17 protein-coding genes are annotated in these 24914 nt (G+C 60.3%); 8 read left to right on the top strand and 9 right to left on the bottom strand.

The window, feature by feature from the left end:
* Positions 1-21: 21 nt before the first annotated feature.
* The 4 genes from CQ009_RS07755 to CQ009_RS07735 all read left to right on the top strand — a co-directional run bounded on the left by CQ009_RS07755 (position 22) and on the right by CQ009_RS07735 (position 4549).
* Positions 22-915, top strand: a complete 894-nt coding sequence (locus tag CQ009_RS07755) for a glycine betaine ABC transporter substrate-binding protein (RefSeq protein WP_105705435.1) — start codon at positions 22-24, stop codon at positions 913-915.
* 12 nt (positions 916-927) lie between these two features.
* A complete protein-coding gene (locus CQ009_RS07750; RefSeq protein WP_064387903.1) occupies positions 928-1581 on the top strand; it encodes an ABC transporter permease in 654 nt (217 codons plus the stop codon).
* On the top strand, positions 1578-2735 hold the full coding sequence (locus tag CQ009_RS07745) for a betaine/proline/choline family ABC transporter ATP-binding protein (RefSeq protein ID WP_105705433.1): 1158 nt from the start codon (positions 1578-1580) through the stop codon (positions 2733-2735). The genes CQ009_RS07750 and CQ009_RS07745 overlap by 4 nt, the downstream gene beginning before the upstream one ends.
* A 650-nt stretch (positions 2736-3385) precedes the next feature.
* Complete coding sequence (locus CQ009_RS07735; RefSeq protein ID WP_016986476.1) at positions 3386-4549, top strand: type III PLP-dependent enzyme; 1164 nt, start codon at positions 3386-3388, stop codon at positions 4547-4549.
* Positions 4550-4831: 282 nt separating this feature from the next.
* Here the strand turns inward: CQ009_RS07735 and CQ009_RS07730 are convergent, their stop codons facing one another.
* Both CQ009_RS07730 and CQ009_RS07725 read right to left on the bottom strand, forming a co-directional pair.
* Positions 4832-5587 (bottom strand): tetratricopeptide repeat protein, encoded by a 756-nt coding sequence (locus CQ009_RS07730; RefSeq protein ID WP_105705429.1) that lies wholly within the window; start codon positions 5585-5587, stop codon positions 4832-4834.
* Positions 5584-6264 (bottom strand): Fe2+-dependent dioxygenase, encoded by a 681-nt coding sequence (locus CQ009_RS07725; RefSeq protein ID WP_064387900.1) that lies wholly within the window; start codon positions 6262-6264, stop codon positions 5584-5586. The genes CQ009_RS07730 and CQ009_RS07725 overlap by 4 nt, the downstream gene beginning before the upstream one ends.
* Positions 6265-6471: 207 nt before the next feature.
* Here CQ009_RS07725 and CQ009_RS07720 point away from each other — a divergent pair, with 207 nt between their 5' ends.
* Together CQ009_RS07720 and CQ009_RS07715 are read left to right on the top strand one after the other, a co-directional pair.
* Positions 6472-8787, top strand: a complete 2316-nt coding sequence (locus tag CQ009_RS07720) for a TonB-dependent siderophore receptor (protein WP_105705426.1) — start codon at positions 6472-6474, stop codon at positions 8785-8787.
* 208 nt (positions 8788-8995) lie between these two features.
* Positions 8996-11524, top strand: a complete 2529-nt coding sequence (locus CQ009_RS07715; protein WP_105705761.1) for a sulfite reductase flavoprotein subunit alpha — start codon at positions 8996-8998, stop codon at positions 11522-11524.
* A 223-nt stretch (positions 11525-11747) separates the two neighbouring features.
* On the opposite strand, the gene CQ009_RS07710 is transcribed toward CQ009_RS07715, so the two are convergent.
* The 4 genes from CQ009_RS07710 to ptsP form a co-directional block, all read right to left on the bottom strand.
* A complete protein-coding gene (locus tag CQ009_RS07710) occupies positions 11748-13289 on the bottom strand; it encodes an alkaline phosphatase (RefSeq protein ID WP_105705424.1) in 1542 nt (513 codons plus the stop codon).
* Positions 13290-13475: 186 nt separating this feature from the next.
* A complete protein-coding gene (locus CQ009_RS07700) occupies positions 13476-15209 on the bottom strand; it encodes a PTS fructose-like transporter subunit IIB (protein WP_105705422.1) in 1734 nt (577 codons plus the stop codon).
* A gap of 11 nt (positions 15210-15220) precedes the next feature.
* A complete protein-coding gene (gene pfkB, locus CQ009_RS07695; protein ID WP_105705420.1) occupies positions 15221-16162 on the bottom strand; it encodes a 1-phosphofructokinase in 942 nt (313 codons plus the stop codon).
* Positions 16162-19023: a phosphoenolpyruvate--protein phosphotransferase gene (ptsP, locus tag CQ009_RS07690; protein ID WP_064387895.1), complete on the bottom strand. Its 2862-nt coding sequence runs from the start codon at positions 19021-19023 to the stop codon at positions 16162-16164. The genes pfkB and ptsP overlap by 1 nt, the downstream gene beginning before the upstream one ends.
* 306 nt (positions 19024-19329) lie before the next feature.
* Between ptsP and cra the strand changes: the two genes are divergently transcribed.
* Both cra and CQ009_RS07680 read left to right on the top strand, forming a co-directional pair.
* On the top strand, positions 19330-20325 hold the full coding sequence (gene cra / locus CQ009_RS07685) for a catabolite repressor/activator (RefSeq protein WP_105705418.1): 996 nt from the start codon (positions 19330-19332) through the stop codon (positions 20323-20325).
* A gap of 3 nt (positions 20326-20328) precedes the next feature.
* On the top strand, positions 20329-21105 hold the full coding sequence (locus CQ009_RS07680; protein WP_105705416.1) for a TatD family hydrolase: 777 nt from the start codon (positions 20329-20331) through the stop codon (positions 21103-21105).
* Between the two features lie 116 nt (positions 21106-21221).
* Here the strand turns inward: CQ009_RS07680 and CQ009_RS07675 are convergent, their stop codons facing one another.
* The 3 genes from CQ009_RS07675 to ampD all read right to left on the bottom strand — a co-directional run bounded on the left by CQ009_RS07675 (position 21222) and on the right by ampD (position 24868).
* Positions 21222-23252: a methyl-accepting chemotaxis protein gene (locus CQ009_RS07675; protein WP_105705414.1), complete on the bottom strand. Its 2031-nt coding sequence runs from the start codon at positions 23250-23252 to the stop codon at positions 21222-21224.
* Positions 23253-23471: 219 nt separating this feature from the next.
* Positions 23472-24311: a regulatory signaling modulator protein AmpE gene (gene ampE, locus CQ009_RS07670; protein ID WP_064387891.1), complete on the bottom strand. Its 840-nt coding sequence runs from the start codon at positions 24309-24311 to the stop codon at positions 23472-23474.
* Positions 24308-24868, bottom strand: a complete 561-nt coding sequence (gene ampD / locus CQ009_RS07665) for a 1,6-anhydro-N-acetylmuramyl-L-alanine amidase AmpD (protein WP_105705412.1) — start codon at positions 24866-24868, stop codon at positions 24308-24310. The genes ampE and ampD overlap by 4 nt, the downstream gene beginning before the upstream one ends.
* Positions 24869-24914: the final 46 nt, after the last annotated feature.

The raw sequence follows: 24914 nt of genomic DNA, 5'->3' as shown, positions 1-24914 counted from the left end.
GGCTTTTGCGAAGGAATATTTATGAAACGACTTAGCTTGATCTTAGGCTGCGTATTGCTGTTCGCGGGAATCGCGCAAGCCGCTGAAAAACCGTTGATCCGCCTCGGCGCCCGGGTCTTCACCGAGCAGACCCTGCTCGCCGAAATCACCGCGCAATACCTGCGCAGCAAAGGCTACGACGCGCAGATCACCGGCGGTCTGGGCAGCAACCTCGCCCGCAGCGCCCACGAAAGCGGACAGCTGGACATGCTCTGGGAATACACCGGCGTGTCGCTGGTGGCCTACAACCATGTCACAGAAAAACTCGACAGCGCCCAGTCCTACGCCCGGGTGAAAGAACTCGACGCGAAAAAAGGCCTGATCTGGCTGACGCCGTCGAAATTCAGCAACACCTACGCCCTCGCCCTGCCGAAAAGGGTCGCCGAGGAATATCCGCAGATCAACAACATCAGCCAGTTGAACGAAGTGCTGCGCGCCGAAGCCAAGACCAATCATCTGGTGGCTCTGGACACCGAGTTCGCCAACCGCTCCGACGGCCTGATCGGCATGGTCGATCTCTACGGCATGAACCTGACCCGCAAGAACATCCGCCAGATGGACGCGGGCCTGGTCTACACCGCGTTGCGTAACGGTCAGGTATTTGCCGGTCTGGTCTACACCACCGACGGTCGCCTCAACGCCTTCGGCCTGAAGTTGCTGGAAGACGACAAGCACTACTTCCCCGACTACACCGCCGCGCCGGTGGTGCGTCAAGCAACGCTGGACGCCAATCCGAAACTGGCCGAGCAACTCAAGCCACTGGCCGAACTGTTCGATGACGAAACCATGCGCCAGCTCAACGCGCGGGTCGACGTCGATCATGAAAGCCCATCGAAAGTGGCCGCCGATTTCCTGCGCCAGCACCCACTTGATTAAGGAGGAAAAGTCATGGAATTTCTGAACGCCTTTTCCCACCTCGACTGGCAGCAGGTGATGCACCTGACCTGGCAGCACATCACCCTCGTCGGCATCGCCGTGACGTTGGCGATCCTCATCGGCGTGCCGCTGGGCATTCTGATGACACGCTTTCCGACCCTCGCCGGTCCCTTGCAAGCCAGCGCCACGGTGCTGCTGACCGTGCCGTCGATTGCCCTGTTCGGTCTGCTGCTGCCGTTCTACTCCAAGTTCGGCCAAGGCCTTGGGCCGATGCCGGCGATCACCGCCGTGTTCCTTTATTCATTGCTGCCGATCATGCGCAACACCTACCTCGCCCTCACCGGCGTCGAACCGGGCATCCGTGAAGCCGCACGCGGCATCGGCATGACCTTCGGCCAGCGCCTGCGCATGGTCGAGTTGCCGATCGCCGTGCCGGTGATCCTCGCTGGCGTGCGCACCGCCGTGGTGATGAACATCGGCGTGATGACCATCGCCGCAACCATCGGCGCCGGCGGCCTCGGTGTGTTGATCCTCGCTTCCATCAGCCGCAGTGACATGTCGATGCTCATCGTCGGCGCGCTGCTGGTCAGTCTTCTGGCCATTTTCGCTGACCTGTTTCTCCAATGGCTGCAACGCTCGTTGACTCCAAAAGGACTGCTCAAATGATCGAACTTCAAAACCTCAGCAAAACTTTCCAAAGCAACGGCAAAGACGTCAAAGCCGTGGACTCGGTAAGCCTGACCGTCAATGAAGGCGAAATCTGTGTGTTCCTCGGGCCATCGGGTTGCGGCAAAAGCACCACGTTGAAAATGATCAACCGCCTGATCAAACCGACCTCGGGCAAGATCCTCATCAACGGCGAAGACACCACCGATCTCGACGAAGTGACCCTGCGTCGCAACATCGGTTACGTGATCCAGCAGATCGGTCTGTTCCCGAACATGACCATCGAAGAGAACATCGTCGTCGTGCCGAAACTGCTCGGCTGGGACAAACAGAAATGCCACGACCGCGCCCGCGAATTGATGAGCATGATCAAGCTGGAGCCCAAGCAGTATCTGCATCGCTATCCGCGTGAATTGTCCGGTGGCCAGCAACAACGCATCGGTGTGATCCGCGCACTGGCAGCGGATGCTCCGCTGCTGTTGATGGACGAGCCGTTCGGTGCGGTCGACCCGATCAACCGCGAGATGATCCAGAACGAATTCTTCGAAATGCAGCGCGCGCTGAACAAGACCGTGATCATGGTCAGCCACGACATCGACGAAGCGATCAAACTCGGCGACAAGATTGCAATTTTCCGCGCCGGCAAACTGCTGCAGATCGATCATCCGGACACGCTGTTGGCGCACCCGGCGGACGATTTTGTCAGCAACTTCGTCGGCCAGGACAGCACGCTCAAGCGTCTGTTGCTGGTGAAGGCGGAAGACGCGGCGGACAACGCGCCGTCGGTGAGCCCGGAAACGCCGGTGGCCGATGCGCTGGAATTGATGGACGAACATGACCGCCGTTATGTCGTGGTCACTTGCGCCGAGAACAAAGCGCTGGGGTATGTGCGTCGTCGTGATCTGCATCGTCAGACCGGCACTTGCGCGCAATATCTGCGCGAGTTCAACGCCACGGCGGCGTACGACGAGCATCTGCGCATCCTGCTGTCGCGCATGTACGAGTTCAATCGCGCATGGTTGCCGGTGATGGATGCCGAGCGGGTGTTCCTCGGTGAGGTCACGCAGGAGTCGATTGCGGCTTATCTGAGTTCGGGTCGTTCGCGCGGGATGAAGACCAATATCGTCTCGCCGGCTGAGGCGGTGGTCGCCTGATCAACCGGTAAAACACAAAACCCTGTAGGAGTGAGCCTGCTCGCGATAACGCAATATCAGTCAATGAAGATGTCGGCTGAAAAAAAGTCATCGCGAGCAGGCTCACTCCTACAGAACCGGGGGTGTTACCAAGTCATTCACAAGGCGGAAAAGAATCTCAACACCTGAGAACCAGACAGCATGCGCTGGGTAGCCTTCCAAACAACCAAAATCCCCCTCACCCCGCCCTCTCGCCGCCAACGTCGCCGATGTTGCCGCCATCACACTTCCCCACGACTTAGCCGACATAATCCGCGAACGTGCAGGTATTTTTAACACTCGAAAATTCTCGGGGAACATCTGCCCGTCATCTCGGTCGGCTACAAAGAGTGATGAACGCGACGCACGTCAGAAGCGTGCAAAAACGCGACATTTTTAGTTGATCTCACGCCCCTCACGCCCTAAAGTTCGCGCCGAACGTCCATGCTGGAAACGATCCATCCGGCTCAAGTACTGACGACGAGACAGCAAGGCCAAGGGAAAGCTGCACATCCCATGGCCTTTTTGCTTTCGGCGACATGCCTTGGGAAGTAGGCGAACCAAAGTGGGGATACGGAGGGCGTTCATTTGCACCCATTGATTAACTTAGTTTGCCAGTAGGAGTTCCCAGCATGTCGATCCAGGTCGAAGACTATTTTGCGCGCGCTACATTCGACAAAATGAAGGCGTTTGCCGACAAACAGGAAACCCCGTTCGTGGTGATCGACACCGCGATGATCAGCCAGGCCTACGATGACCTGCGCGCCGGTTTCGAATTCGCCAAGGTCTACTACGCGGTCAAGGCCAACCCGGCCGTCGAGATCATCGACCTGCTCAAAGAGAAAGGTTCGAGCTTCGACATCGCTTCGATCTACGAGCTGGACAAGGTAATGGATCGCGGCGTCAGCGCCGACCGTATCAGCTACGGCAACACCATCAAGAAATCCAAGGACATCCGCTACTTCTACGAGAAGGGCGTGCGTCTGTTCTCCACCGACTCCGAAGCCGACCTGCGCAACATCGCCAAGGCTGCCCCGGGCTCGAAAGTCTACGTGCGAATCCTCACCGAGGGCTCGACCACCGCTGACTGGCCACTGTCGCGCAAATTCGGCTGCCAGACCGACATGGCCATGGATCTGCTGATCCTCGCTCGCGACCTGGGCCTGGTGCCTTACGGCATTTCCTTCCACGTTGGCTCGCAGCAACGCGACATCAGCGTCTGGGACGCAGCAATCGCCAAGGTCAAAGTGATCTTCGAGCGTCTGAAAGAAGAAGACGGCATCCACCTCAAGCTGATCAACATGGGCGGCGGCTTCCCGGCCAACTACATCACCCGCACCAACAGCCTGGAAACCTACGCCGAAGAAATCATCCGCTTCCTGAAGGAAGACTTCGGTGATGACCTGCCGGAAATCATTCTTGAGCCAGGCCGTTCGTTGATCGCCAACGCCGGCATTCTGGTCAGCGAAGTGGTTCTGGTTGCACGCAAGTCGCGCACCGCCGTCGAGCGTTGGGTGTATACCGATGTGGGCAAGTTCTCCGGCCTGATCGAAACCATGGACGAAGCGATCAAGTTCCCGATCTGGACCGAAAAGAAAGGCGAGATGGAAGAAGTCGTTATCGCCGGCCCAACCTGCGACAGCGCTGACATCATGTACGAGAACTACAAGTACGGTTTGCCGCTGAACCTGGCGATCGGTGATCGGTTGTACTGGTTGTCGACCGGTGCCTACACCACCAGTTACAGCGCAGTCGAGTTCAATGGCTTTCCGCCGCTGAAGTCGTTTTACGTGTAAGCGCTTAAGCCGTAATGCAAAAAGCCCATGACGTGTCATGGGCTTTTTTGTGTCTGTGCGTTCGGCTTGAAGTTTTGCGGGGTACTTGAAACCGAGGCCCCTCACCCCAGCCCTCTCCCAAAGGAGAGGGAGCCGACCGAGGTGTAAAGCGTCATTCACCGACCGGAAATACCGCGTCGATTATGGATTCGGCAAAGCACTTTCAGGTCGGCGCACCTCTCAAGCATCCCCAATCGGTCCCCTCTACCTCCGGGAGAGGGCCAGGGTGAGGGCTTTGCGAATTCAGACGCGCTGCAAGTCTGTGCATCGACGCACGAACCGAGCAGCCATCCCCTGAATCCTGGGATCTGTCGCACCTAGCAGCGCCTGACTCGCCAACCGCAGAAAATTCAGATTACCGCCGGCCAAAGCTTTCTCAAGCCAATCGACCGCCTCATCAATCCGCCCTTCATCCGCCAACACCGCCGCGAAACTGAACTGCCCACGAAAATCCCCACCCACAGCCGAACGCCGATACCAATCACGCGCCGCCGTAAGATCCGCCGGGCACACCTGCCCTTCTTCCAGATACCGCCCCAGCAGATTCATCGATTTCGCATGGCCCAATTCAGCCGCACGCCGATACAACGCCAGCGCCTGCAGATGATCCACTGCGACACCCCGCCCGGTCGCCAGCAGATTGGCCAGGTTGTACATCGCCCAATCCAGCCCAGCATCAGCTGCAATGCGGTATTGCTGCGCGGCAATTGACGCATTCGCCGCTACGCCCCAACCGTGTTCATGGCAGCGACCAAGCATGTTGCGCGCCATCAGATGCCCACGCCCCGCCGCGATGCCAAACCAGCGCAGCGCCAGCGCCTGATCCTGCGCAATGCCTTGGCCATCCAGCAGAATCTGTCCGAGCAACGCTTGCGCTTCGACAACGCCTTCACCCGCGGCGAGCAGAATCGCCTGCGCCGCGCGAGCCGGGCTTTCTTCGAGCATCGCGCTGAGTTGCGCGCCGTCGAGGACTTCCTCGCGGCGTAGTTGAAAACTCATACCTCGACCCAGCGACGCAGCAGGTTGTGATAAGTGCCGGTGAGGCGGATCAGCGAAGGATGATCAGGCAGGTCTTGCGTCAGTTGCTGGATCGCGCCGTCCATCTCGAACAGCAACGCGCGCTGGCTGTCTTCGCGTACCAGGCTCTGCGTCCAGAAGAATGAGGCGTAGCGCGCGCCACGAGTAACTGCGTTGACTTTATGCAGGCTGGTGCCGGGATACAAAACCATATCACCGGCCGGCAGTTTCACTTGCCGAGTGCCGTAGGTGTCCTGGATTTCCAGCTCGCCGCCGTCGTAATCCTCAGGCTCGCTGAAAAACAGCGTCGCCGACAGATCGGTGCGCACCCGCTCGATGCTGCCCTTGGGCTGGCGCACCGCATTGTCGATGTGGAAATCGAAACTGCCGCCGGCCGTGTAACAGTTCACCAACGGCGGGAAGACTTTGTGCGGCAACGCGGCGGACATGAACAACGGATTTTTCCACAGCCGCTCAAGCATCGCCGCACCGATTTCCTTGGCTAGCGGATGGCCTTCAGGCAACTGTAAATTGTGCTTGGCCTTGGCCGACTGGAAACCAGCGGTGATCTTGCCATCAGCCCAATCGGCCTGCTCCAGAGCCTCGCGAATGCGCTGCACCTCGTCTTTCGCGAACAATCCAGGGATGTGCAGCAGCATGGCGATGTCACCAGATGGCAAAGAGGCGGCAATGGTATTGATTCTTATTGGCCATGTAAAACCCGGGAGACGAATGAACTGGCAAAAACCGTAAGGTTAAATTGTAAAGAATGTAAATTCAGTGCAGTTAGCAATGTTTCGCAATTGATACGAATACCTGTTTACCCTATATTCCGCCGCCTCAAATCCTTGGGGAGGGGAATAAAAATGGCACGTCAACACGCACAATTACCGGTCAGTTCACCACGTCTGCTCGCCTCAGCTATTGGCGTAGCGATCACCGCCGGCTCCGCTGGCCATATGGTCTTCGCTGCGGAAAAAACCGACAGCAAAGCCTCCGGCAATGCCATCGCCCTGGACGCCACCGCCATCAACGGCGAAGCGCAGGACCCAACGTCCTACCAGGTCGAGAAAGCCTCCTCGCCCAAGTACACCGCACCACTGGTCGATACGCCGCGCTCGGTGACCGTTATTCCACAACAAGTCTTGAAAGACACCGGCGCCCTGAACATGCAGGACGCGCTGCGCACCGTGCCGGGAATCACTTTCGGTGCCGGTGAAGGTGGTAATCCACAGGGCGACCGTCCGTTCATCCGTGGTTTCGACGCCCAAGGCGACACCTACCTCGACGGCGTGCGCGACACCGGTTCACAGAGCCGCGAGATCTTCGCCGTAGAAAACATTGAAGTCAGCAAGGGCCCGAACTCCGCCATCGGCGGTCGTGGCGCAGCAGGCGGCAGCATCAACCTGGTGAGCAAGAAAGCGCACCTGGGCAACTCGTTCGACGGTGGTTTCACCTGGGGCTCCGACCAGACCCAGCGTTACACCCTCGACGGTAACTACCAGTTCAGCGACACCGCGGCTGGCCGTCTGAACCTGATGAGCCACGAGAGCAATGTCGCCGGTCGTGACAAGGTCGATTACGACCGTTGGGGTATCGCCCCGTCTCTGGCGTTTGGCCTGGGCACCGACACCCGCGTCAACCTCGATTACTACCATCTGGAAAGCAACGACACCCCGGATTCGGGCGTGCCGTACACCATTCCTGCCGGTGGCTCCGCTGCACGCACCAAGTCCAATCCGGACAAGCCTTACGCCGGCGGTGATCACAGCAACTTCTACGGTCTGGATCGCGACTTCCGCAAGGGCCGCACCGACACCGCGACCTTCGCCATCGAGCATGACCTGAGCGACTCGCTGACCCTCAAGAACACCCTGCGTCACGGCACCAGCATGCAGGATTACATCCTGACCCAGCCGGACGACAGCAAGGGCAACGTCAACAACGGCAGCGTCTGGCGTCGTGCCAATACTCGGGTGAGCAACACCGAGACCACCACCAACCAGACCGACCTGTTCGGCAACTTCTACGTCGCCGGCTTCAAGAACAGCTTCTCCACCGGTGTCGAATACACCCGTGAGGAAAGCCAGAAGTCCTCGTACAACGTCAACACCGACACCACACCGCGCACCAGCGCCGCGACCACCAACTGCAACCCGGGTCTGATCGGCGCAGCCAGTGGCTACAACTGCACCTCGCTGTCGAACCCGACCCCGAACGATCCGTGGAACGGCGCCATCTCGCGCAACTACGCCGGCACCGACACCCAGTCCGACACTTACGCACTGTATGTATTCGACACCCTGGAGTTGTCCGAGCAATGGCTGGTGAACATGGGCCTGCGTTACGACCACTTCGAAACCGGCTACAAGTCCTACAACAACGCTGGCAGCACTACCTCCAAGGGTGATGACACCAGCGAGTTCGTCACCGGTCAGTTCGGTGTCGTCTACAAGCCAGCAGAGAACGGCAGCATTTACGCGTCCTACGCTACCTCGGCGACGCCACCGGGCAACACGCTGGGTGAAGGCCAGGAAGGCAACCCATTGGGCGGCACGGCAGATCGCAGCGGCAACCTGTTGAGCAGCGACATGGAGCCGGAAACCACCAAGAACTACGAAATCGGCACCAAGTGGGATCTGCTCAACGATCGCCTGTCGCTGACCGCTGACATCTTCCGCACCGAGAAAGAAAACGCTCGTGTGCAAGTCGATACCTCGTCGTACGAAAATGCCGGCAAGACCCGCGTGCAAGGCGTCGAACTGTCGGCCAGCGGCAAGATCACCGACAAATGGCAAGTGTTCGCCGGCTACGCCTACATGGACAGCGAACAAGTCGACGGCGGTCCACTGGGCCGCGCCAACGATGGCAACGAACTGCCGAACACGCCGAAGAACAGCGCCAGTCTGTGGACCACTTACCAGGTCACGCCGAAGCTGACTATCGGTGGCGGTGCGTTCTACGTGGATGACGTGTTTGGCAGCGTGGCCAACACCACCATGGTCGATTCGTATGTGCGTTACGACGCGATGGCAGCCTACAAGCTGACCAAGAACGTCGACCTGCAACTCAACGTGCAGAACCTGACCAACGAAAACTACTACGACAAAGCCTTCTCGACCCACTTCGCCAACCAGGCGGCGGGCCGAACGGCGCTGTTGAGCACCAATTTCCACTTCTGACCCTGCAGGAGCTGCGGCACGCTGCGATCTGTTGATCCTGATCTTAAAAGCAAAGTCAAAAGATCGCAGCCTTCGGCAGCTCCTACAAAAACAGTCGGCCCCGTTCATTCAATTGAACGGGGCTTTTCTGCGTAATAAAGAACGCTTCTCGATAACCCACGGCATAATGCGCGCCGTGAAGACAATTTCCGAACGGACGGCGAGTGACGTGTTGAAGAAAACCCTGTTCCAGTTGCACTGGTTTTTTGGCATCACCGCAGGCCTGGTGCTGGCCCTGATGGGCATCACCGGCGCGGCCTATTCGTTTCAGGACGAAATCCTGCGGGCGATCAATCCGTCCGTGCTGCAAGTGGAAAAACAAGTCGCCGGCGTCCTTCCGCCCGTCGAACTGGTCGAGCGCATCGAAGCCACCTCGGGCAAGAAAGTCTCGATGCTCTGGGTCGAGACCGACAGCGGTAACGCGGCGAAAGTTTTCTTCACCCCGCCCAAGGGCGAACGTCGCGGTGAAATGCGCTACTTCGACCCGTACACCGGCGAGTTCATGGGCGATGCCGTCGGCCAGGACTTCTTCGGCCTGATGCTGCAACTGCACCGCTTCCTCGCCATGGGCGATACCGGGCGCAACATCACCGGCGCCTGCACGCTGATCCTGCTGTTTTTCTGCCTCTCCGGTCTGTACCTGCGCTGGCCGCGACAGTGGAACAGCTGGCGCGTATGGCTGACGCTGGACTGGAAGAAAAAGGGCCGCACTTTCAATTGGGATCTGCATTCGGTGGCGGGCACCTGGTGCCTGTTGGTCTATCTGCTGCTGGCGCTGACCGGGTTGTCGTGGTCGTACGAGTGGTACAACAAAGGCCTGACCAAATTGCTCTCCGACGCGCCGCAAAACGAACGCGTACGCGGTGGTCGCGGCCCGGCGCCGGAAGGCCCGGCGCCAACCGCCGACTACGCGGCGATGTGGAGCAGTATCTACAGCGCGGCAGGTCCGGGCCTGTCTGCCTACAACATTCGGATGCCGCCTGTGGCCGGTCAACCGGCGACGGTGTTTTACCTGCTCGACAGTTCGCCGCATGATCGTGCGCTCAACCAGATCACCCTCGACCCGGCCACCGGCATCGTCAAACGCGTCGACCGCTACGCCGACAAGAGCTTCAAGTCACAACTGCTGACGAGCATTTATGCGCTGCACGTCGGCAGCTATTTCGGCCTCGTCGGGCGAATCATCATCACCCTTGCGGCGGTGTGCATGCCGTTGTTCTTCATCACCGGCTGGCTGCTGTACCTCGATCGCCGACGCAAGAAAAAACAGATCAAGGATGCGCGCAAAGGCCTCGATCAACCGGCGGGCGACGCCTCGGCATGGCTGATCGGTTTCGCCAGTCAAAGCGGTTTCGCCGAGCAACTGGCGTGGCAGACCGCCGGGCAATTGCAGGCCGCCGGACTGCCGGTGAAAGTGCAGCCACTGGCGAATGTCAGCGAGCAGGATCTGCGTGAATCGAACAATGCGTTGTTTGTCGTCAGCACCTTCGGTGACGGCGAAGCACCGGACAGCGCTCGTGGTTTCGAGCGCAAAGTCTTGAGCAAAGCCTCGACACTCGACAGCTTGAACTACGCGGTGCTCGGTCTCGGCGATCGTCAGTATCAGCACTTCTGCGGTTTCGCCAAACGCCTGCATCAGTGGCTGAGCGAACACGGCGGCAAGACGCTGTTTGCGCCAGTGGAAGTCGACAGTGGCGACCCGTATGCGCTGCGCCACTGGCAGACGCAACTCGGCCTGCTCACCGGGCAAGCGCCGGTTGATACCTGGCAAGCGCCGAGCTACGACAACTGGACGCTGGTCCGCCGCGAACTGATGAACCCGGACAGCAGCGGCGCGCCGGTTTACCTGTTGGGCCTGAGCGCACCGAATACCAGCAGTTGGTTAGCTGGCGACCTGGTCGAAGTGCTACCGCGCAACTGCCCGTGGGCCATCGAACATTTCCTCGACGGCCTCGGCATTCGTGGCGAGACCACGGTGAAAATCAACGGCCTCGACGAGCCGCTGGAAGTCGCGCTGGCTTCGCGTCAATTGCCAGAGCACCGCGCGCACCTGGTTGGCCTGCACGCGCAATCACTGGTCGATGCAATGGTGCCGTTGGCCATGCGCGAATACTCGATCGCCTCGATTGCCGCCGACGGTGTGCTGGAGCTGATCGTGCGTCAGGAGCAGCATTCGGATGGCAGTCTGGGCATTGGCTCTGGCTGGCTGACCGAGCATGCGCCGGTGGGCGGCAGCATCAGTTTGCGGGTTCGACGCAACAGTGGTTTCCACCTGCCGAACGAACCCGTGCCGATGATTCTGCTGGGCAACGGCACCGGTCTGGCCGGGTTGCGCAGTTTGCTCAAGGCGCGGATTGCCGATGGTCAACAGCGTCAGTGGTTGCTGTTCGGCGAGCGCAATCGTGAACACGATTTCCTCTGCCGCGCGGAGCTGGAAGAGTGGTTGGTCAATGGTGACCTGGAGCGACTGGATCTAGCGTTTTCGCGGGATCAGGCGGAGAAGGTTTATGTGCAGGATCGTTTGCGTGAGTCGGCTGATGAGCTGAAGAAATGGCTGGCGGAGGGGGCGGTGATTTATATCTGTGGCAGCCTTCAGGGGATGGCTTCGGGGGTTGATCAGGTGCTTAACGACATTCTCGGGGCAGCCGAAGTGGAGCGGTTGATTGAGCAGGGTCGATATCGGCGTGATGTCTATTAAAGAGCCCCTCACCCTAACCCTCTCCCGGAGGGAGAGGGAACTGACCGTGGGCGATTTAAGCTATACGCCGACCTGAACGTCCCTCACCGAATCCATAATCGAGAAAGGCTTTGTGCTGATCTCATAATCAACTCGGTCTTTCAGGTCGACGTACCTCTTCAGACACCTCGATCGGCTCCCTCTCCCTCCGGGAGAGGGCTGGGGTGAGGGTAGTTTTTGATCTTTAGACGGGTTGCAGTTTTTTCTCGAACACCGCCACCCCATTCAAATCCCGCAACACCACACTCATCTCCCCACTCCCCCCTTCAATATTCACCTCGCCAAAAAACTGAAACCCGGCAAACGGTGACGTGTTCTGCGCGGGCGGCGCCTTCTCGAACACCACTTCCGGGCCAAAGGTTTTATCCAGCGGATTAGGCCCAAAGCTCCCGGCATTCAACGGCCCCGCGACAAACTCCCAAAACGGTTCGAAATCCTGAAACGCCGCGCGATCCGGGTGATAGTGATGCGCCGCGCAGTAATGCACGTCGGCGGTGAGGAAGACGAAATTGCGCACTTGCTGTGCGCGCAGATAGCCGAGCAACTCGGCGATTTCCACCTCGCGCCCCTGGGCCGGTCCCGGATCACCGTTGGCCACCGCTTCCCAACGCACGACACCCGGACTGACCTCGCCATCGGGCACGCCAAGACCAATTGGCATGTCGGCGGCGATGACCTTCCATTGCGCTTTCGACTTCTTCAAACCGCGTTTGAGCCAGTCCAGTTGCTCACGCCCGAGAAACGGTTTCGCCGCGCCGAGGTTGTCGTCGTTGGCGCCGCGATAGCTGCGCATATCGAGCACGAACACATCCAGCATCGGGCCGTAGCTGAGCTTGCGATAAATACGCCCGCCACCGTCGGCAGCCTGCAAACGCATCGGCGAATATTCCAGCCAGGCCTTGCGTGCGCGCCCGACCAGGGTGTGGATATCTTTCTCCTGATAACGCTCGTCGAGTTGCTTGCCCGGTGACCAGTTGTTGACCACCTCATGGTCGTCCCACTGCCAGATCTGTGGCACTTCGGCGTTGAAGCGACGGATGTTTTCGTCCATCAGGTTGTAGCGGTAGTTGCCGCGATAATCGTCGAGGGTCTGCGCGACTTTGCTCTTGGCTTCAGTGGTGAGGTTGCGCCAGATCCGGCCACCTTCAGTGGTGAGCTGAGCGGGCACCGGGCCGTCGGCGTAGATGGTGTCGCCGCTGTGGATAAAAAAGTCCGGCAGGCGCAGACGCATGGCTTCGTAGATGCGCATGCCGCCGATGTCGGGGTTGATACCGAAGCCTTGGCCGACGGTGTCGCCGCTCCAGACGAAACGAATGTTGCGCCGCGCCGTCGGTGCGCTGCGCAGGTGACCCAGCCACGGTTCGCTGGCGACGCTGGTCTGCGCATCCTTGAAATAAACCCGATAAAAAATCGCCTGATCGGCCGGCAGCCCGGTGAGCTCGACCCGAGCGGTGAAATCTGTGCGCGCATCGGCCAGCGCCGAGACCAATCGGCGGGGATGGCGAAACTGGCTGCGGGTGTCCCACTCGACCACCATATGCGCCGGCCGATCGCTGCGACTCCAGATCATCGCGCGGTCGCCCTGCAGGTCGCCGGACTGCACGCCATCGGTGAGTTGCGGGCGGTCCTTGACCGAGGCAATCACCGCCGGCGCCAGACTTGGCATCAGCAATCCGGCGCCGACAACTTGCATGACGCGCCGGCGACCGGGGTTGAAATCGCTCATGGTGTTCTCCCTGAAAAAAGGAAAACTTAAGCACGCGATCATGAAACACACATGACACCAGACACACCGCGGAACCCATTGTAGGAGTGAGCCTGCTCGCGATATCGGTGTATCAGCCGACACTCATGTCACTGACAGACCGCTATCGCGAGCAGGCTCACTCCTACAAGGGTTTTGTGGTGTCAGTCAGGCCTTGGCGGGCTCCAGCGCCAACTCGACGGCTTCAGGCCGTTTGACCGTCGCATAGACCACAGCGGTCAACAAACTCCCCGCGACAATCGCCAGCAGATACAGCAACGCATGGTTGATCGCATTCGGAATCGCCAACACAAACAAGCCACCGTGCGGCGCCATCAGTTTGCAGCCGAAATACATCGACAACGCACCGGTCAACGCACCACCGGCAATGCTCGCAGGAATCACCCGCAACGGATCTTTCGCGGCAAACGGAATCGCCCCTTCGGAGATAAAGCACAGCCCCAATACCAGCGCCGCTTTACCCGCCTCACGTTCGGTCTGGGCAAACTTGCGCCGCGCAATAAACGTGGCGATGCCCAGGCCAATCGGCGGCACCATCCCCGCCGCCATCGTCGCCGCCATCGGCGCATAACTTTGCGACGCCAGCAGCCCCACCGAGAACGCATACGCTGCTTTGTTGATCGGCCCGCCGAGGTCGACGCACATCATGCCGCCGAGCAACACACCGAGCAGAATCGCGTTGGTGGTGCCCATGCTATCGAGGAAATGCGTGAGCGCCCCGAGCATGCCGGCGACCGGTTTGCCGACCACGTAGATCATCACCAGACCGGTGAACAGGCTGGCGAACAACGGAATGATCAGAATCGGTTTCAGCGCCTCAAGACTTTGCGGCAAGGCGACATATCGACTGATCGCCTTCGCCGCATAACCGGCGATAAAACCGGCGACGATGCCGCCGATAAAACCAGCGCCCAAGGTGCTCGCCAACAGACCACCGATCATCCCCGGCGCCAGACCTGGACGGTCAGCAATCGAATAGGCGATGTAACCCGCCAGCAACGGCACCATCAGTTTGAACGCGGTCTCGCCGCCGATCTGCATCAGCGCAGCGGCCAAGGTGCCTTCTTCCTTGAACGCGGTGATGCCGAACACGAACGACAGCGCGATCATCAAACCGCCGGCCACTACCATCGGCAGCATGAACGACACGCCGGTCAGCAGGTGTTTGTAGATGCCGGTTTTCTCTGGCTTGGCCGGTGTTTTGCCGTCACTGGCCGCGCTTTCCACAACAGCTTCGGCCAGCGCTTTTTTCAGCGTGGCTTCGGACTGCTTCAACGCAATCCCGGTGCCGCAGCGATAGATTTTCTTGCCGGCGAATCGCTCGGTGGCGACTTCGATGTCCGCCGCCAGCAACACCACGTCTGCCTCGGCAATCGCCGCTGCGCTCAACGGAGTTTTCGCGCCCACCGAGCCTTGGGTTTCGACCTGCAATTCATAGCCCAGACGCTTGGCGGTTTGCTGCAAGGCTTCGGCCGCCATGAAGGTGTGGGCGACACCGGTCGGGCACGCGGTGATGGCGACGATACGTGGCGCGCGCGCTGCATCGGCAACCGGTTCAGCCGCGCTGGCAACGTAGACCTCAGCCTCTTCTGCGCCACGGCGCAGCACTGCTTCAACATCCTGCAACGCCTGCGCCGGGGCAATCTGGAACACACGTTTGCCGACAAAACGTGTCATGTCGACCGCGCCGGTGGCCACCAACAAAACCCACTCCGCCGCTTCGATTGTCGCTGCCGACAACTCGCGTTCCGGGTGCGCGGCATCGACCACTTCAACGCTGGTGCTCCAGCCCTGACGCTGCGCCGCCGCATCGAGCAGACGCGCGCAGAGCACACTGGTGACCATACCGTTCGGGCAAGCCGTAACAATGGCTAGTTTCATGACAAACCCTCTTATTGTTCTGTCAGGGGGCGCACGCGCACGCCCTGTTCGAGCTGCGCCAGTTGCGCAGCATCGTTGATGCCGAAACCGATCTGGGTCACCGCCATCGCGGCAATCGCAGTGGCCGTGCGCAGGGTTTGTTCAGGCGTGTCGGCGCTGAGCAAACCGTGGAGCATGCCGGCCAGCAACGAATCACCGGCACCGACCGTACTGGCGACGCTGACCTTCGGCGGCGTCGCGTGCAGTGCCGAACCGACGCTGAACCAGTTCACGCCGTCAGCACCGTGGGAGATCACCACGTGTTCGATGCCTTGCGCGTGCAATTGCGCCGCTGCTTGCGCTTCAGCGGCGTGAGAAACCACCTCGCAACCGAGCGCATCGGCGAGTTCTTCAGTGTTCGGTTTGATCAGCCACGGACTGGCTTTCAAAGCTTCGCGCAACGCTTCGCCGCTGGAGTCGAGAGCGACTTTCAGGCCGAGCTGATTGAGCCGTTCGATCAGCTCACGCAGCCATTGCGCCGTGACCCCGCGCGGCAGACTGCCGGCGACCACCACCGCGTCATGTCCCGGTGCAATCTGCACCAGCCGCTCCAGCAACGCTTGCTGCGCGGCGGCATCGACCACCGGCCCCGGGCCGTTGATGTCGGTGATGCGTCCACTCTGTTCAGCGACTTTGATGTTGCTGCGCGTTTCGCCCGGCACGCGGATAAACGCATCGACAAAACCGCGCTTGGCGAACAGGGTTTCGAACGCTTGCAGATTGTCTTCGCCGAGGAAACCACTGACCGTCAGTTGATGACCGAGGTCGGCGAGCACCTGGGCGACGTTAACGCCTTTGCCGGCGGCGTGGGTGTGCATCTCGTCGCTGCGATTGACCTGACCGGCCTCCAGGCGTGGCAGTTCGACGGTAAGGTCGAGCGCCGGATTAAGGGTCAGGGTAAGAATCTTGGCCATTACAGGGCCTCCACTAATGCGCGCACTTCGTTGGCGCTGCCCACGGCCAGGGCCTGTTGAGCAAGGGTTTGCGCCTGAGTCAGGCTGAGTTCGCGGATGCGTGCCTTGACTTCAGCAATGCTGCGCCCGGACACACTGAGTTCATCGACGCCGAGGCCGACCAGCACCGGCACCGCCAGCGGATCCGCCGCCAACTCACCGCAAACACCGACCCACTTGCCGTGGGCATGGGCCGCGCGCACGGTGATGTCGATCAGTTGCAGCACAGCCGGGTGCAAACCGTCAGCCTGCGCCGACAGGGTCGGGTGGCCACGGTCGATGGCCAGGGTGTATTGCGTCAGGTCGTTGGTGCCGACGCTGAAGAAGTCGACTTCCTTGGCCAATACCGGCGCGAGCAAAGCGGCGGACGGCACTTCGATCATGATCCCCAGTTGCAGATCGGCGACCGGGATTTCCAGGCGCAGACGTTCGGTCATGTCGCGGGCCTGACGCCACTCTTCAACACTGCCGACCATCGGGAACATGATGCGCAGCGGACGGTTGTCCGCCGAACGCAGCAAGGCGCGCAATTGCGCTTCCATGATCTGCGGACGTTGCAAGGTCAGGCGAATGCCACGCACGCCGAGGAACGGGTTTTCTTCCTTGGCGATCGGCCAATACGGCAGCGGTTTGTCGCCGCCGACATCCAGCGTGCGCACCACCAACGGGCGACCGGCGAGACCATCAAGCACGCGGCGGTATTCGGCTTCTTGCGTCGCCTCGTCCGGCGCTTGCGGATGGGCCATGAAAATCAATTCGGTACGCAGCAGACCGATGCCTTCGGCGCCCTGCTCCACCGCGCTGATCACGCCGGCGCTTTCGCCGATGTTGGCGAACACTTCGACGGCGTGACCGTCGGAGGTGTGCGCCGGTTGATGGCGCTGTTCGGCGGCAATCTTCAAGCGTTGTTCGCGGGTGTCGCGTTCTTCGGCGGCGCGTTGCAGGGTCGCAGCATCGGCGTCGACATGCAGACGACCGCGCTGGCCGTCGAGCAGCAACGGCGTGCCCGGCGCCAGCAACAACACCGCGGCGCCAGCGCCGACCAGCGCCGGAATCCCGAGGGCTCGCGCGACGATTGCGCTATGCGCCGTGGCGCCGCCGCGTGCGGTGAGAATCCCCGCCACGCGCGCCGGATCCAGCCGCGCGACGTCGGAGGGGCCGACTTCGTCCATGACAAGAATGTACGGTTGCTCAGGCTCACTCGGGGTCTGCACGCCACACAGTTGCGCCAGCACGCGGCGACCGATGTCGCGCAGATCCGCCGCACGCTCGGCAAGCAAAGCGTCCTGCAGTGATTCCTGTTGTTTGGCCGCTGCTTCGATCACCGCCATCCACGCCGCTTCGGCGCTTTCGCCTTGCTTGAGGCGGGTGTCGACTTCATCGGTGAGTTCCGGGTCGTCGAGCATTTCCTGGTGGGTGATGAAGATCTCGCGGATGGCCTTGGCCTTGCTGCGTTCGATCAGGCCTTGAATGTCGTTGCGCACATCGCTAAGCGCTTGCTTGAGACGCTCGCGTTCGATGGCAGCGGACTCGCCGCGCATTGGGTAATCGATGGTCTGTTGCACTTGAATGTGCGCCGGGCCGATGGCAATGCCGGGCGCGGCGGGAATGGCTTGCAACTGAGTGCCGGACGCCGGGGCAATGACTACTTCGGCGATGTCGGCAAAGACTTCTCGTTGTTCGCTAATCGCGGGCAGCGGCTCGACTTCTTCGCCGAGGCCTTCTTCGATAGCGGCGAGCAACGCGGGCAAGGCATCGGCGGCAATGCTCGGCTCGGCAATCAACTCCAGCACCTGACCACGACGGGCGCCGAGGCTGAGCAGTTTGCTCAGACTCTTCACCGACACGGCGCTGTCCTGGCCGTCGACAATGCGCACACGAATCTCACCGTCAAAACTCTTTGCCAGTTGCGCGAGGATCTTCGCCGGACGCGCGTGCAAACCGTGGGCGTTGGCCAGCGCGATGCGCGCACTCGGCCAATCGGCGGGCAATTCACCGCCGAGCACTTCGAGGACTTTACGGCTGCTGGTGGCGCGGCCCAGCTCATGGCCGCGACCTTCAATCAGCAACGCACAGAGGCGTTCGAGCAGCGCTTGGTGCGCCTCGCCCAGACTGGCCAGGCAGAACAGACCACTGAGTGGCTGGCCAAGGTAGCGCATCGGTTTGTCCGGGGTGACGAACGCCAGACCCGGACGCTTCACCGTTTGTTCGCTGTGCAGCCACCACAAGCCGTCGCCCAGCGGCAGCGCTTCGACTTGTTGCAACACCGCAGAGAAACCGTTACTCACACAATCGGCCTGCCGCAGCAGACGTGCGCCACGCCAGACCAGTTCTTCGAAATCGTCGGCCGAGACGCCGAGGCCGATCATCTGCGCGTCCAGCGCCAGCTCTTGCGGCGCGCCTTGCAGCAGTTTCAGCAGCGCTTCAGGCGAACTGGCGCGACGCAGGGCCTGACCCAGATCGGTCTCGCCGAGGGCACGGGTCAGCAGTTGCAGCAGACGCAGGTGTTCGTCGGATTTGGCGGCGATGCCAATCGCCAGATAAACGATCTGGCCATCGCCCCAATCCACGCCTTCCGGGAACTGCATCAGGCGCACGCCAGTGGCGAACACCTGATCGCGGGTTTCCGGGGTGCCGTGGGGAATGGCAATACCTTGACCGAGAAAGGTCGAGCCCTGGGCTTCCCGGGCCTGCAATCCGGCGAGGTAGCCGTCGGCGACCAGACCATCGGCCACCAGATGATTGGCCAGCAATTGCAGGGCGGCGGGTTTATCCACAGCCGATTGGCCCATGGATATCTGCTCTATAGTGAGCTCGAGCATGCGATCTCCTTTTTGGCACATGAAGGTGCCAGGTATTGTTTTGGATGGTTGCAGCTTAGGCGCTCTGCCGCTTTGCTTTTCAGCGGCAGTTTTGGCGGTTTCACGGCAGCACCGGCCAAAGGCGCCTAAAACGTAGAAAATACGCTTGCTGAAACGTTTAATCTAGATTGATCGGCACGTTACTCGATAATGTCCCATCCTTGAAGTCCAACTTGTCGGATGCGCTGCGACAATAGTCGCCTGCCCTAATCGGGTAGGATTGGCGAAAATGTGGCGGCAAGCTCGCAAAAACAAGGAAATCCCGGGTTGAAACTCAGTGATATCGCGCGGTTGGCCGGAGTGTCCGTGACCACCGCCAGCTACGTCATCAACGGCAAGGCCGAACAGCAGCGCATCAGCACCGCGACCGTCGAGCGCGTGCGGGCAGTGGTCGATCTGCATGGCTTCACGCCAAACCCTCAAGCAGCCGGGCTGCGCAGTCGGCACACGCGCACGCTGGGCTTTATTCTGCCGGATCTGGAAAACCCCAGTTACGCGCGGATCGCCAAACTGCTCGAGCAAGGTGCGCGGGCGCGCGGCTATCAGTTGCTGATCGCCAGCTCCGACGATGCACCGGACAGCGAGCGGCAACTGCTGCAACTGTTCCGCGCGCGCCGTTGCGATGCGCTGATCGTCGCCAGTTGCCTGCCGGCCGGCGATGACAGCTATCGGCAGTTGCAGGCCAAGGGTCTGCCGATCATCGCCATCGACCGGGTCATGGAGCCGGAGCATTTCTGCTCGGTGATCAGTGACGACCGCGAGGCCAGCCTGCACCTGACCCAGAGCCTGCTCGACCCGCAACCCAGGCAGATCGTTCTGCTTGGTGCGCGCCCGGAACTGAGCATCAGCCAGGAACGTGCTGCCGGGTTCAAACAGGCGCTGGTCGACTTCAAAGGCGAGGTGCTGGTCGAGCACGCTGAATCTTTCAGCCGTGAGTGCGGCAAGCAGTTGATGGAAGAACTCCTGCAACGCCTGGGGCATTTGCCGGACGCGTTGGTCACCACGTCCTACGTGCTGCTGCAGGGCGTGTTCGATGCGCTGCATGACTTCCCGCTGAAATCGCGGCCGCTGCGTCTCGGCACCTTTGGCGACACGCAGTTGCTGGATTTCCTGCCGCTGCCGGTCAACGCCATGGCCCAGCAGCACCAGTTGATTGCCGACAAGGCGCTGGAACTGGCGCTGGCGGCCGTCGAGCAGTCGGAGTACAAGCCCGGTGTGCAGGCCATCGCGCGGACATTCAAGCAGCGTATTCACCGAGACTGAATCGTGGATCTGATCGACAGCCACACCCACCTCGATTTCCCCGACTTCGACGAAGATCGACAGGCGTTGCTCGTCGAAAGCCGTGCCCTCGGGGTGCAGCGGATGGTGGTGTTGGGGGTTTACGAGGGTAACTGGCAACGGGTGTGGGATCTGGTGCAGAGCGATGCCGATTTGTACGCGGCGTTCGGTCTGCATCCGGTGTACCTCGATCAGCATCGCCCGGAAGATCTGACCGCACTCGGCGATTGGCTGACACGCTTGCGCGGTCATCGGCAGTTATGTGCGGTGGGCGAAATCGGTCTGGATTACTTCATCGAAACGCTGGATCGCGAGCGACAACAGGCGCTTTTCGAAGCGCAACTGCAATTGGCGGCGGATTTTGAGTTACCGGCGTTGATCCACGTCCGGCGCAGCCACGCGGCGGTGATCGCAACGCTCAAACGCTTCAAGCTCAAACGCGCGGGGATCATCCACGCCTTCGCCGGTAGCCGTGAAGAAGCGCGGGAGTACATCAAACTGGGTTTCAAACTGGGCCTGGGCGGCGCGCCGACCTGGCCGCAGGCACTGCGCATGCATCGCGTGCTGGCGGAGTTGCCGCTGGAGTCGATCGTGCTGGAAACCGATTCACCGGACATGGCGCCTGTCATGTTTCCCGGTCAGCGCAACAGTCCGGCGCACTTGCCGGCGATTTGTGAGGCGCTGGCCGGACTGATGAAAATCAGCCCGCAACAACTGGCCACGGCCAGCACCGCCAACAGCTGCGAAGTCTTCGGCTGGTAACACATCTCCCCCTGTAGGAGCTGTCGAGTGAAACGAGGCTGCGATCTTTTGATCTTTGAAATCAGGATCAAAAGATCGCAGCGTGCCGCAGCTCCTACAGGGGATTTGTGTACAGCTCAGACGCGGAAGGCGCTGATCAGTTGTTTCAGTTCCACGACCTGAGCCGACAATGCCCGGCTGGCATCTTCGGTCTGATGCGCCCCCTGCGCGGTGCGCTCGCCGGCGCGGTTGATCTCGACGATATTCTGATCAATGTCATGGGCCACCGCCGTTTGCTGCTCAACGGCAGCGGCGATCTGCTGGTTCTGATCGACGATCATGCCCACAGCCCCAAGGATGTTTTCCAGTGCTTGCTGAACCTTCTCCGACTGCCCGACCGTGCCGTTGGCCATCTGATGGCTGACGCCCATGGCTTTCACCGCTGCACCGACACCGCCGTGCAGCTTGGCGATCATTTGTTCAATCTCTTCGGTCGATTGCTGGGTGCGTTTGGCCAGGGTGCGCACCTCATCGGCAACCACGGCGAAACCACGACCCTGCTCACCGGCACGGGCCGCTTCGATCGCGGCGTTGAGCGCCAGCAGATTGGTCTGCTCGGCGATGCTCTTGATTACTTCAAGAACACGGCTGATCGATTGGCTGTCACTGGCGAGTTGATTGATCACCAACACTGACTGATCGATCTCGCTGGCCAGCGCAGCAATGCTGCCCTGCTGCGACTCCACCAGCCCACGACCGCTGATGGTCTCGTCATTCACGCTGTGGGCGCTGCTCACCGCCGCGGCGGCACTGCGTGCGACTTCCAGTGAAGTCGCCGACATCTGGTTCATCGCCGTCGCCACTTGTTCGATCTGCGTGCGCTGGCCCGCCACCGCCTGATTGCTTTGTGCGGAGACGTTTTCAACCTGGCCGGCCTGACGCTCGACTTCGCCCACGGTCTGGCCGACGCGCTCGATCAAGTCGTGAATCTTCTTCACCGTGCCGTTGAACACTTCGCCCAACTCACCCAGCTCATCACGACTGTTGGCCTTGAAGTTAACCGTCATGTCACCGGCCGCGACCTTGTCCATCATCGCCCCGAGGCGTTTAAGCGTGGTGCGGGTCGAAGCGTAGAAGCCACCATAGAGGTAGAAAATCAACACGAACACCACCGACAGCGCCACAGTCTGCAGAAGCATGTGTGTGCGATTCTGCGCCAGACGCTGCTGCAACTGAGTGTCGAGGAATTTCAACGTGGCGTCGTTGAGCTCGTAGGTCTTGCCGATCAGCCCGGTGACCTGATCGTAAAAAGCTTGCCACGGCGCATCGAGGGTGTCGGCCATGACGACCTGCTCTTCGAACAGTTCGCTGGCCTGTTTCAACGAGGCCTTGCTGTTGTCGGCCATCGCACTGAGGCGTTCCCGCGCAGCTTTACTGGAGCCGAGGGCGTCCTGCAATTTCAAAGCGTACTCCGCCTGGAGTTTTTCGATCTGCACCAACAGCTCATCGAAACGGGTGCTTGAGGCGCTGTTGAGAAAACCCTGGCCCAATGAATACGAACCCATGGCCCGGCCTTCGCCGAGGGTTTGCGTGACGGTCGGCGTGATCAGGGTCACCAGTTCGCTGAGCTGGCGGATATCGCTCTGGTTGTCGCGGCTCAGGCCGGCCTGACTGGTGATGATCTGGCTGAAAATCTGCGCACTGGCCAGCAGTTTGCCAATCAACGCGCTTTTGCTCTGCAGCGAGTTTTCCGTTTGCTGCGCCTTGAATGCGGCGATCATTTCATCGCGTTTGCCGTCGAACACCTGGATATGTTCGGGATCGTCGGTCATCGCCGTCAGCCCTTGCAGGCGTGTCAAAACCGCTTGTTCAAGCGTGGTGATTTGCGCTTCGACATTCCCGGCCTTGCCAGACTGACCGAGGGTGACGTTGATCTGCACCAGATTGTTCAGCGTCTCCAGATCCCGGCGCAGGGCCAGGCTGCTGCCCAGCAGATCAAGGCTTTGCAGCTCGACGCGGGTGCCCTGGAATTCGCGATAGGAATCGCGCACCAGATAGAAATTGGTCACCAGCATCGGCACCAGGAACAGCACGCTGATCAGGCTGAACTTCATGCCGAAGCTCAGACGGTTCATCAGCGAGACGGCGGGATAGAGCAAGCTCTTCACTGGAAGTCTCCCTTGGTTTTTCTTGTTTTTATTGGCAGGCGCGGGGCGACAGCAGATAGCCACTATCGGGCGCTGTCTCTGTATAGCTCAAATCGAAGGGAGGTTTTGTAACTTAAGGTTAACAACGAAAAAGATCGCAGCCTGCGACAGCTCCTACAGGAAACACACAATCCCTGTGTAGGAGCTGCCGCAGGCTGCGATCTTGTGATCTTTTTTTAATCAGTGAACCAGAACCGTCCACAAGGCAAACCCGGCATACCACAGCACTGCCGCACGCAGCAGCAGTTCCCACAGGCAATCGAGAGTGTTGATGCCATCCGGACCGACCGCAGGCGGTGGGATCTCTCCAGCAGCCAATCCAACCTTGTTGATCAGTTGCGCAGCGCTGATGTTCCAGTTCAGCAGCTCATGCAGCATCACCCGGCTGACCGCAACAAAGTTGCCGACCAGCGCCAGGCTGGCCGCCAGCAAGCGTACCGGCACCCAATCAAAGGCATGGCGCATTTGCCCGGCGCGTTCGGCCAGTGCGGGATTCTTGCCGTGTTCTTCGGCCAGCGCCAACAAGCGATAAGCCAACGCCGCCACCGGCCCGAGCAGGAAGTACCAGAAGATCACCGCGAAGAAACTCTGATAAGCCTCCCACAGCAGATGCCCCTGCACGCGATCAAGCAATTGCTCGCCGCTGTCAGCGCAAATATCCAGATCGCGCTTGGCCACATGTGCCGCCGCTTGCAGATCCTCACGGCGCCAGGCATCACGGAACGGCCCGAGACCGCCGAGTAAATCGCCGCGTCCCAGACTGTAAATCACCACCAGTAAATGCACCGGCAAGGCCAGCAAGCCATAGGCTACTGGCTCCAGCACCACCAGCAACAAGCCAAGCAGCGCCACCGGCAGCAACACCAGAATCGTCAGCACTATCCATGGCTGGCTGGCCAGTCGCGCGCTGCTTTCGAGTTTGTTCAGTTCGCGGATCCATCCGCCATCGCGTTGAACCCGATGGCGCAAGGCCGAGAACTTCTCGATCCAGACCGCCAGCAGTAACACCAGAAAACTCATTGTCCTTCCTCTTGTGCCAGGGCTGCGCGGTAACGCGCCCAGTCGAATGCCGGGCCAGGATCGGTCTTACGCCCGGGTGCTATATCGCTGTGCCCGCAAATACGGGCGCCGGTGATAGCCGGAAATGCTGTTTGCAACTGACGGGTCAGCGTCGTCAAGGCTTGATACTGCGCATCGGTGAACGGCAGATCATCGGTGCCTTCGAGTTCGATGCCCACGGAAAAATCGTTACAGGTTTCGCGGCCGTCGAAAATCGACACTCCGGCATGCCACGCCCGTTCGAGACAGGAGACAAACTGGGTAACCTTGCCGTCACGTTCAATCAGAAAGTGCGCCGAGACGCGCAGGTCAACAATCCCTGCAAAATAGGGATGTTCGGTGACATCCAGACGATTCTGGAAAAATTCCTGCACCTTGCCCGTGGCGAACTGCGCCGGTGGCAGGCTGATGTTATGGATGACCAACAGGGAGACTTCGCCCGCAGGACGCTCATTGAAGTTGGGCGATGGGCAGACCTGCACCCCGTGACACCACCCGCTAGCGGGATCCAACTGCATACCGATTCCTTCAACGCCGACTGTGTTGACGCCCAGTATGCCGTGA

The organism is Pseudomonas sp. MYb2 (genome assembly GCF_002979955.1).
Taxonomy (GTDB): domain Bacteria; phylum Pseudomonadota; class Gammaproteobacteria; order Pseudomonadales; family Pseudomonadaceae; genus Aquipseudomonas.
This window is presented reverse-complemented; position numbering and strand designations above follow the sequence as displayed.

Coding starts and splice junctions, on each gene's coding strand:
- CQ009_RS07755 (WP_105705435.1), top strand. CDS start 22: ATGAAACGACTTAGCTTGATCTTAGGCTGCGTATTGCTGTTCGCGGGA.
- CQ009_RS07750 (WP_064387903.1), top strand. CDS start 928: ATGGAATTTCTGAACGCCTTTTCCCACCTCGACTGGCAGCAGGTGATG.
- CQ009_RS07745 (WP_105705433.1), top strand. CDS start 1,578: ATGATCGAACTTCAAAACCTCAGCAAAACTTTCCAAAGCAACGGCAAA.
- CQ009_RS07735 (WP_016986476.1), top strand. CDS start 3,386: ATGTCGATCCAGGTCGAAGACTATTTTGCGCGCGCTACATTCGACAAA.
- CQ009_RS07730 (WP_105705429.1), bottom strand. CDS start 5,587: ATGAGTTTTCAACTACGCCGCGAGGAAGTCCTCGACGGCGCGCAACTC.
- CQ009_RS07725 (WP_064387900.1), bottom strand. CDS start 6,264: ATGCTGCTGCACATCCCTGGATTGTTCGCGAAAGACGAGGTGCAGCGC.
- CQ009_RS07720 (WP_105705426.1), top strand. CDS start 6,472: ATGGCACGTCAACACGCACAATTACCGGTCAGTTCACCACGTCTGCTC.
- CQ009_RS07710 (WP_105705424.1), bottom strand. CDS start 13,289: ATGAGCGATTTCAACCCCGGTCGCCGGCGCGTCATGCAAGTTGTCGGC.
- CQ009_RS07700 (WP_105705422.1), bottom strand. CDS start 15,209: ATGAAACTAGCCATTGTTACGGCTTGCCCGAACGGTATGGTCACCAGT.
- pfkB (WP_105705420.1), bottom strand. CDS start 16,162: ATGGCCAAGATTCTTACCCTGACCCTTAATCCGGCGCTCGACCTTACC.
- ptsP (WP_064387895.1), bottom strand. CDS start 19,023: ATGCTCGAGCTCACTATAGAGCAGATATCCATGGGCCAATCGGCTGTG.
- ampE (WP_064387891.1), bottom strand. CDS start 24,311: ATGAGTTTTCTGGTGTTACTGCTGGCGGTCTGGATCGAGAAGTTCTCG.
- ampD (WP_105705412.1), bottom strand. CDS start 24,868: ATGCAGTTGGATCCCGCTAGCGGGTGGTGTCACGGGGTGCAGGTCTGC.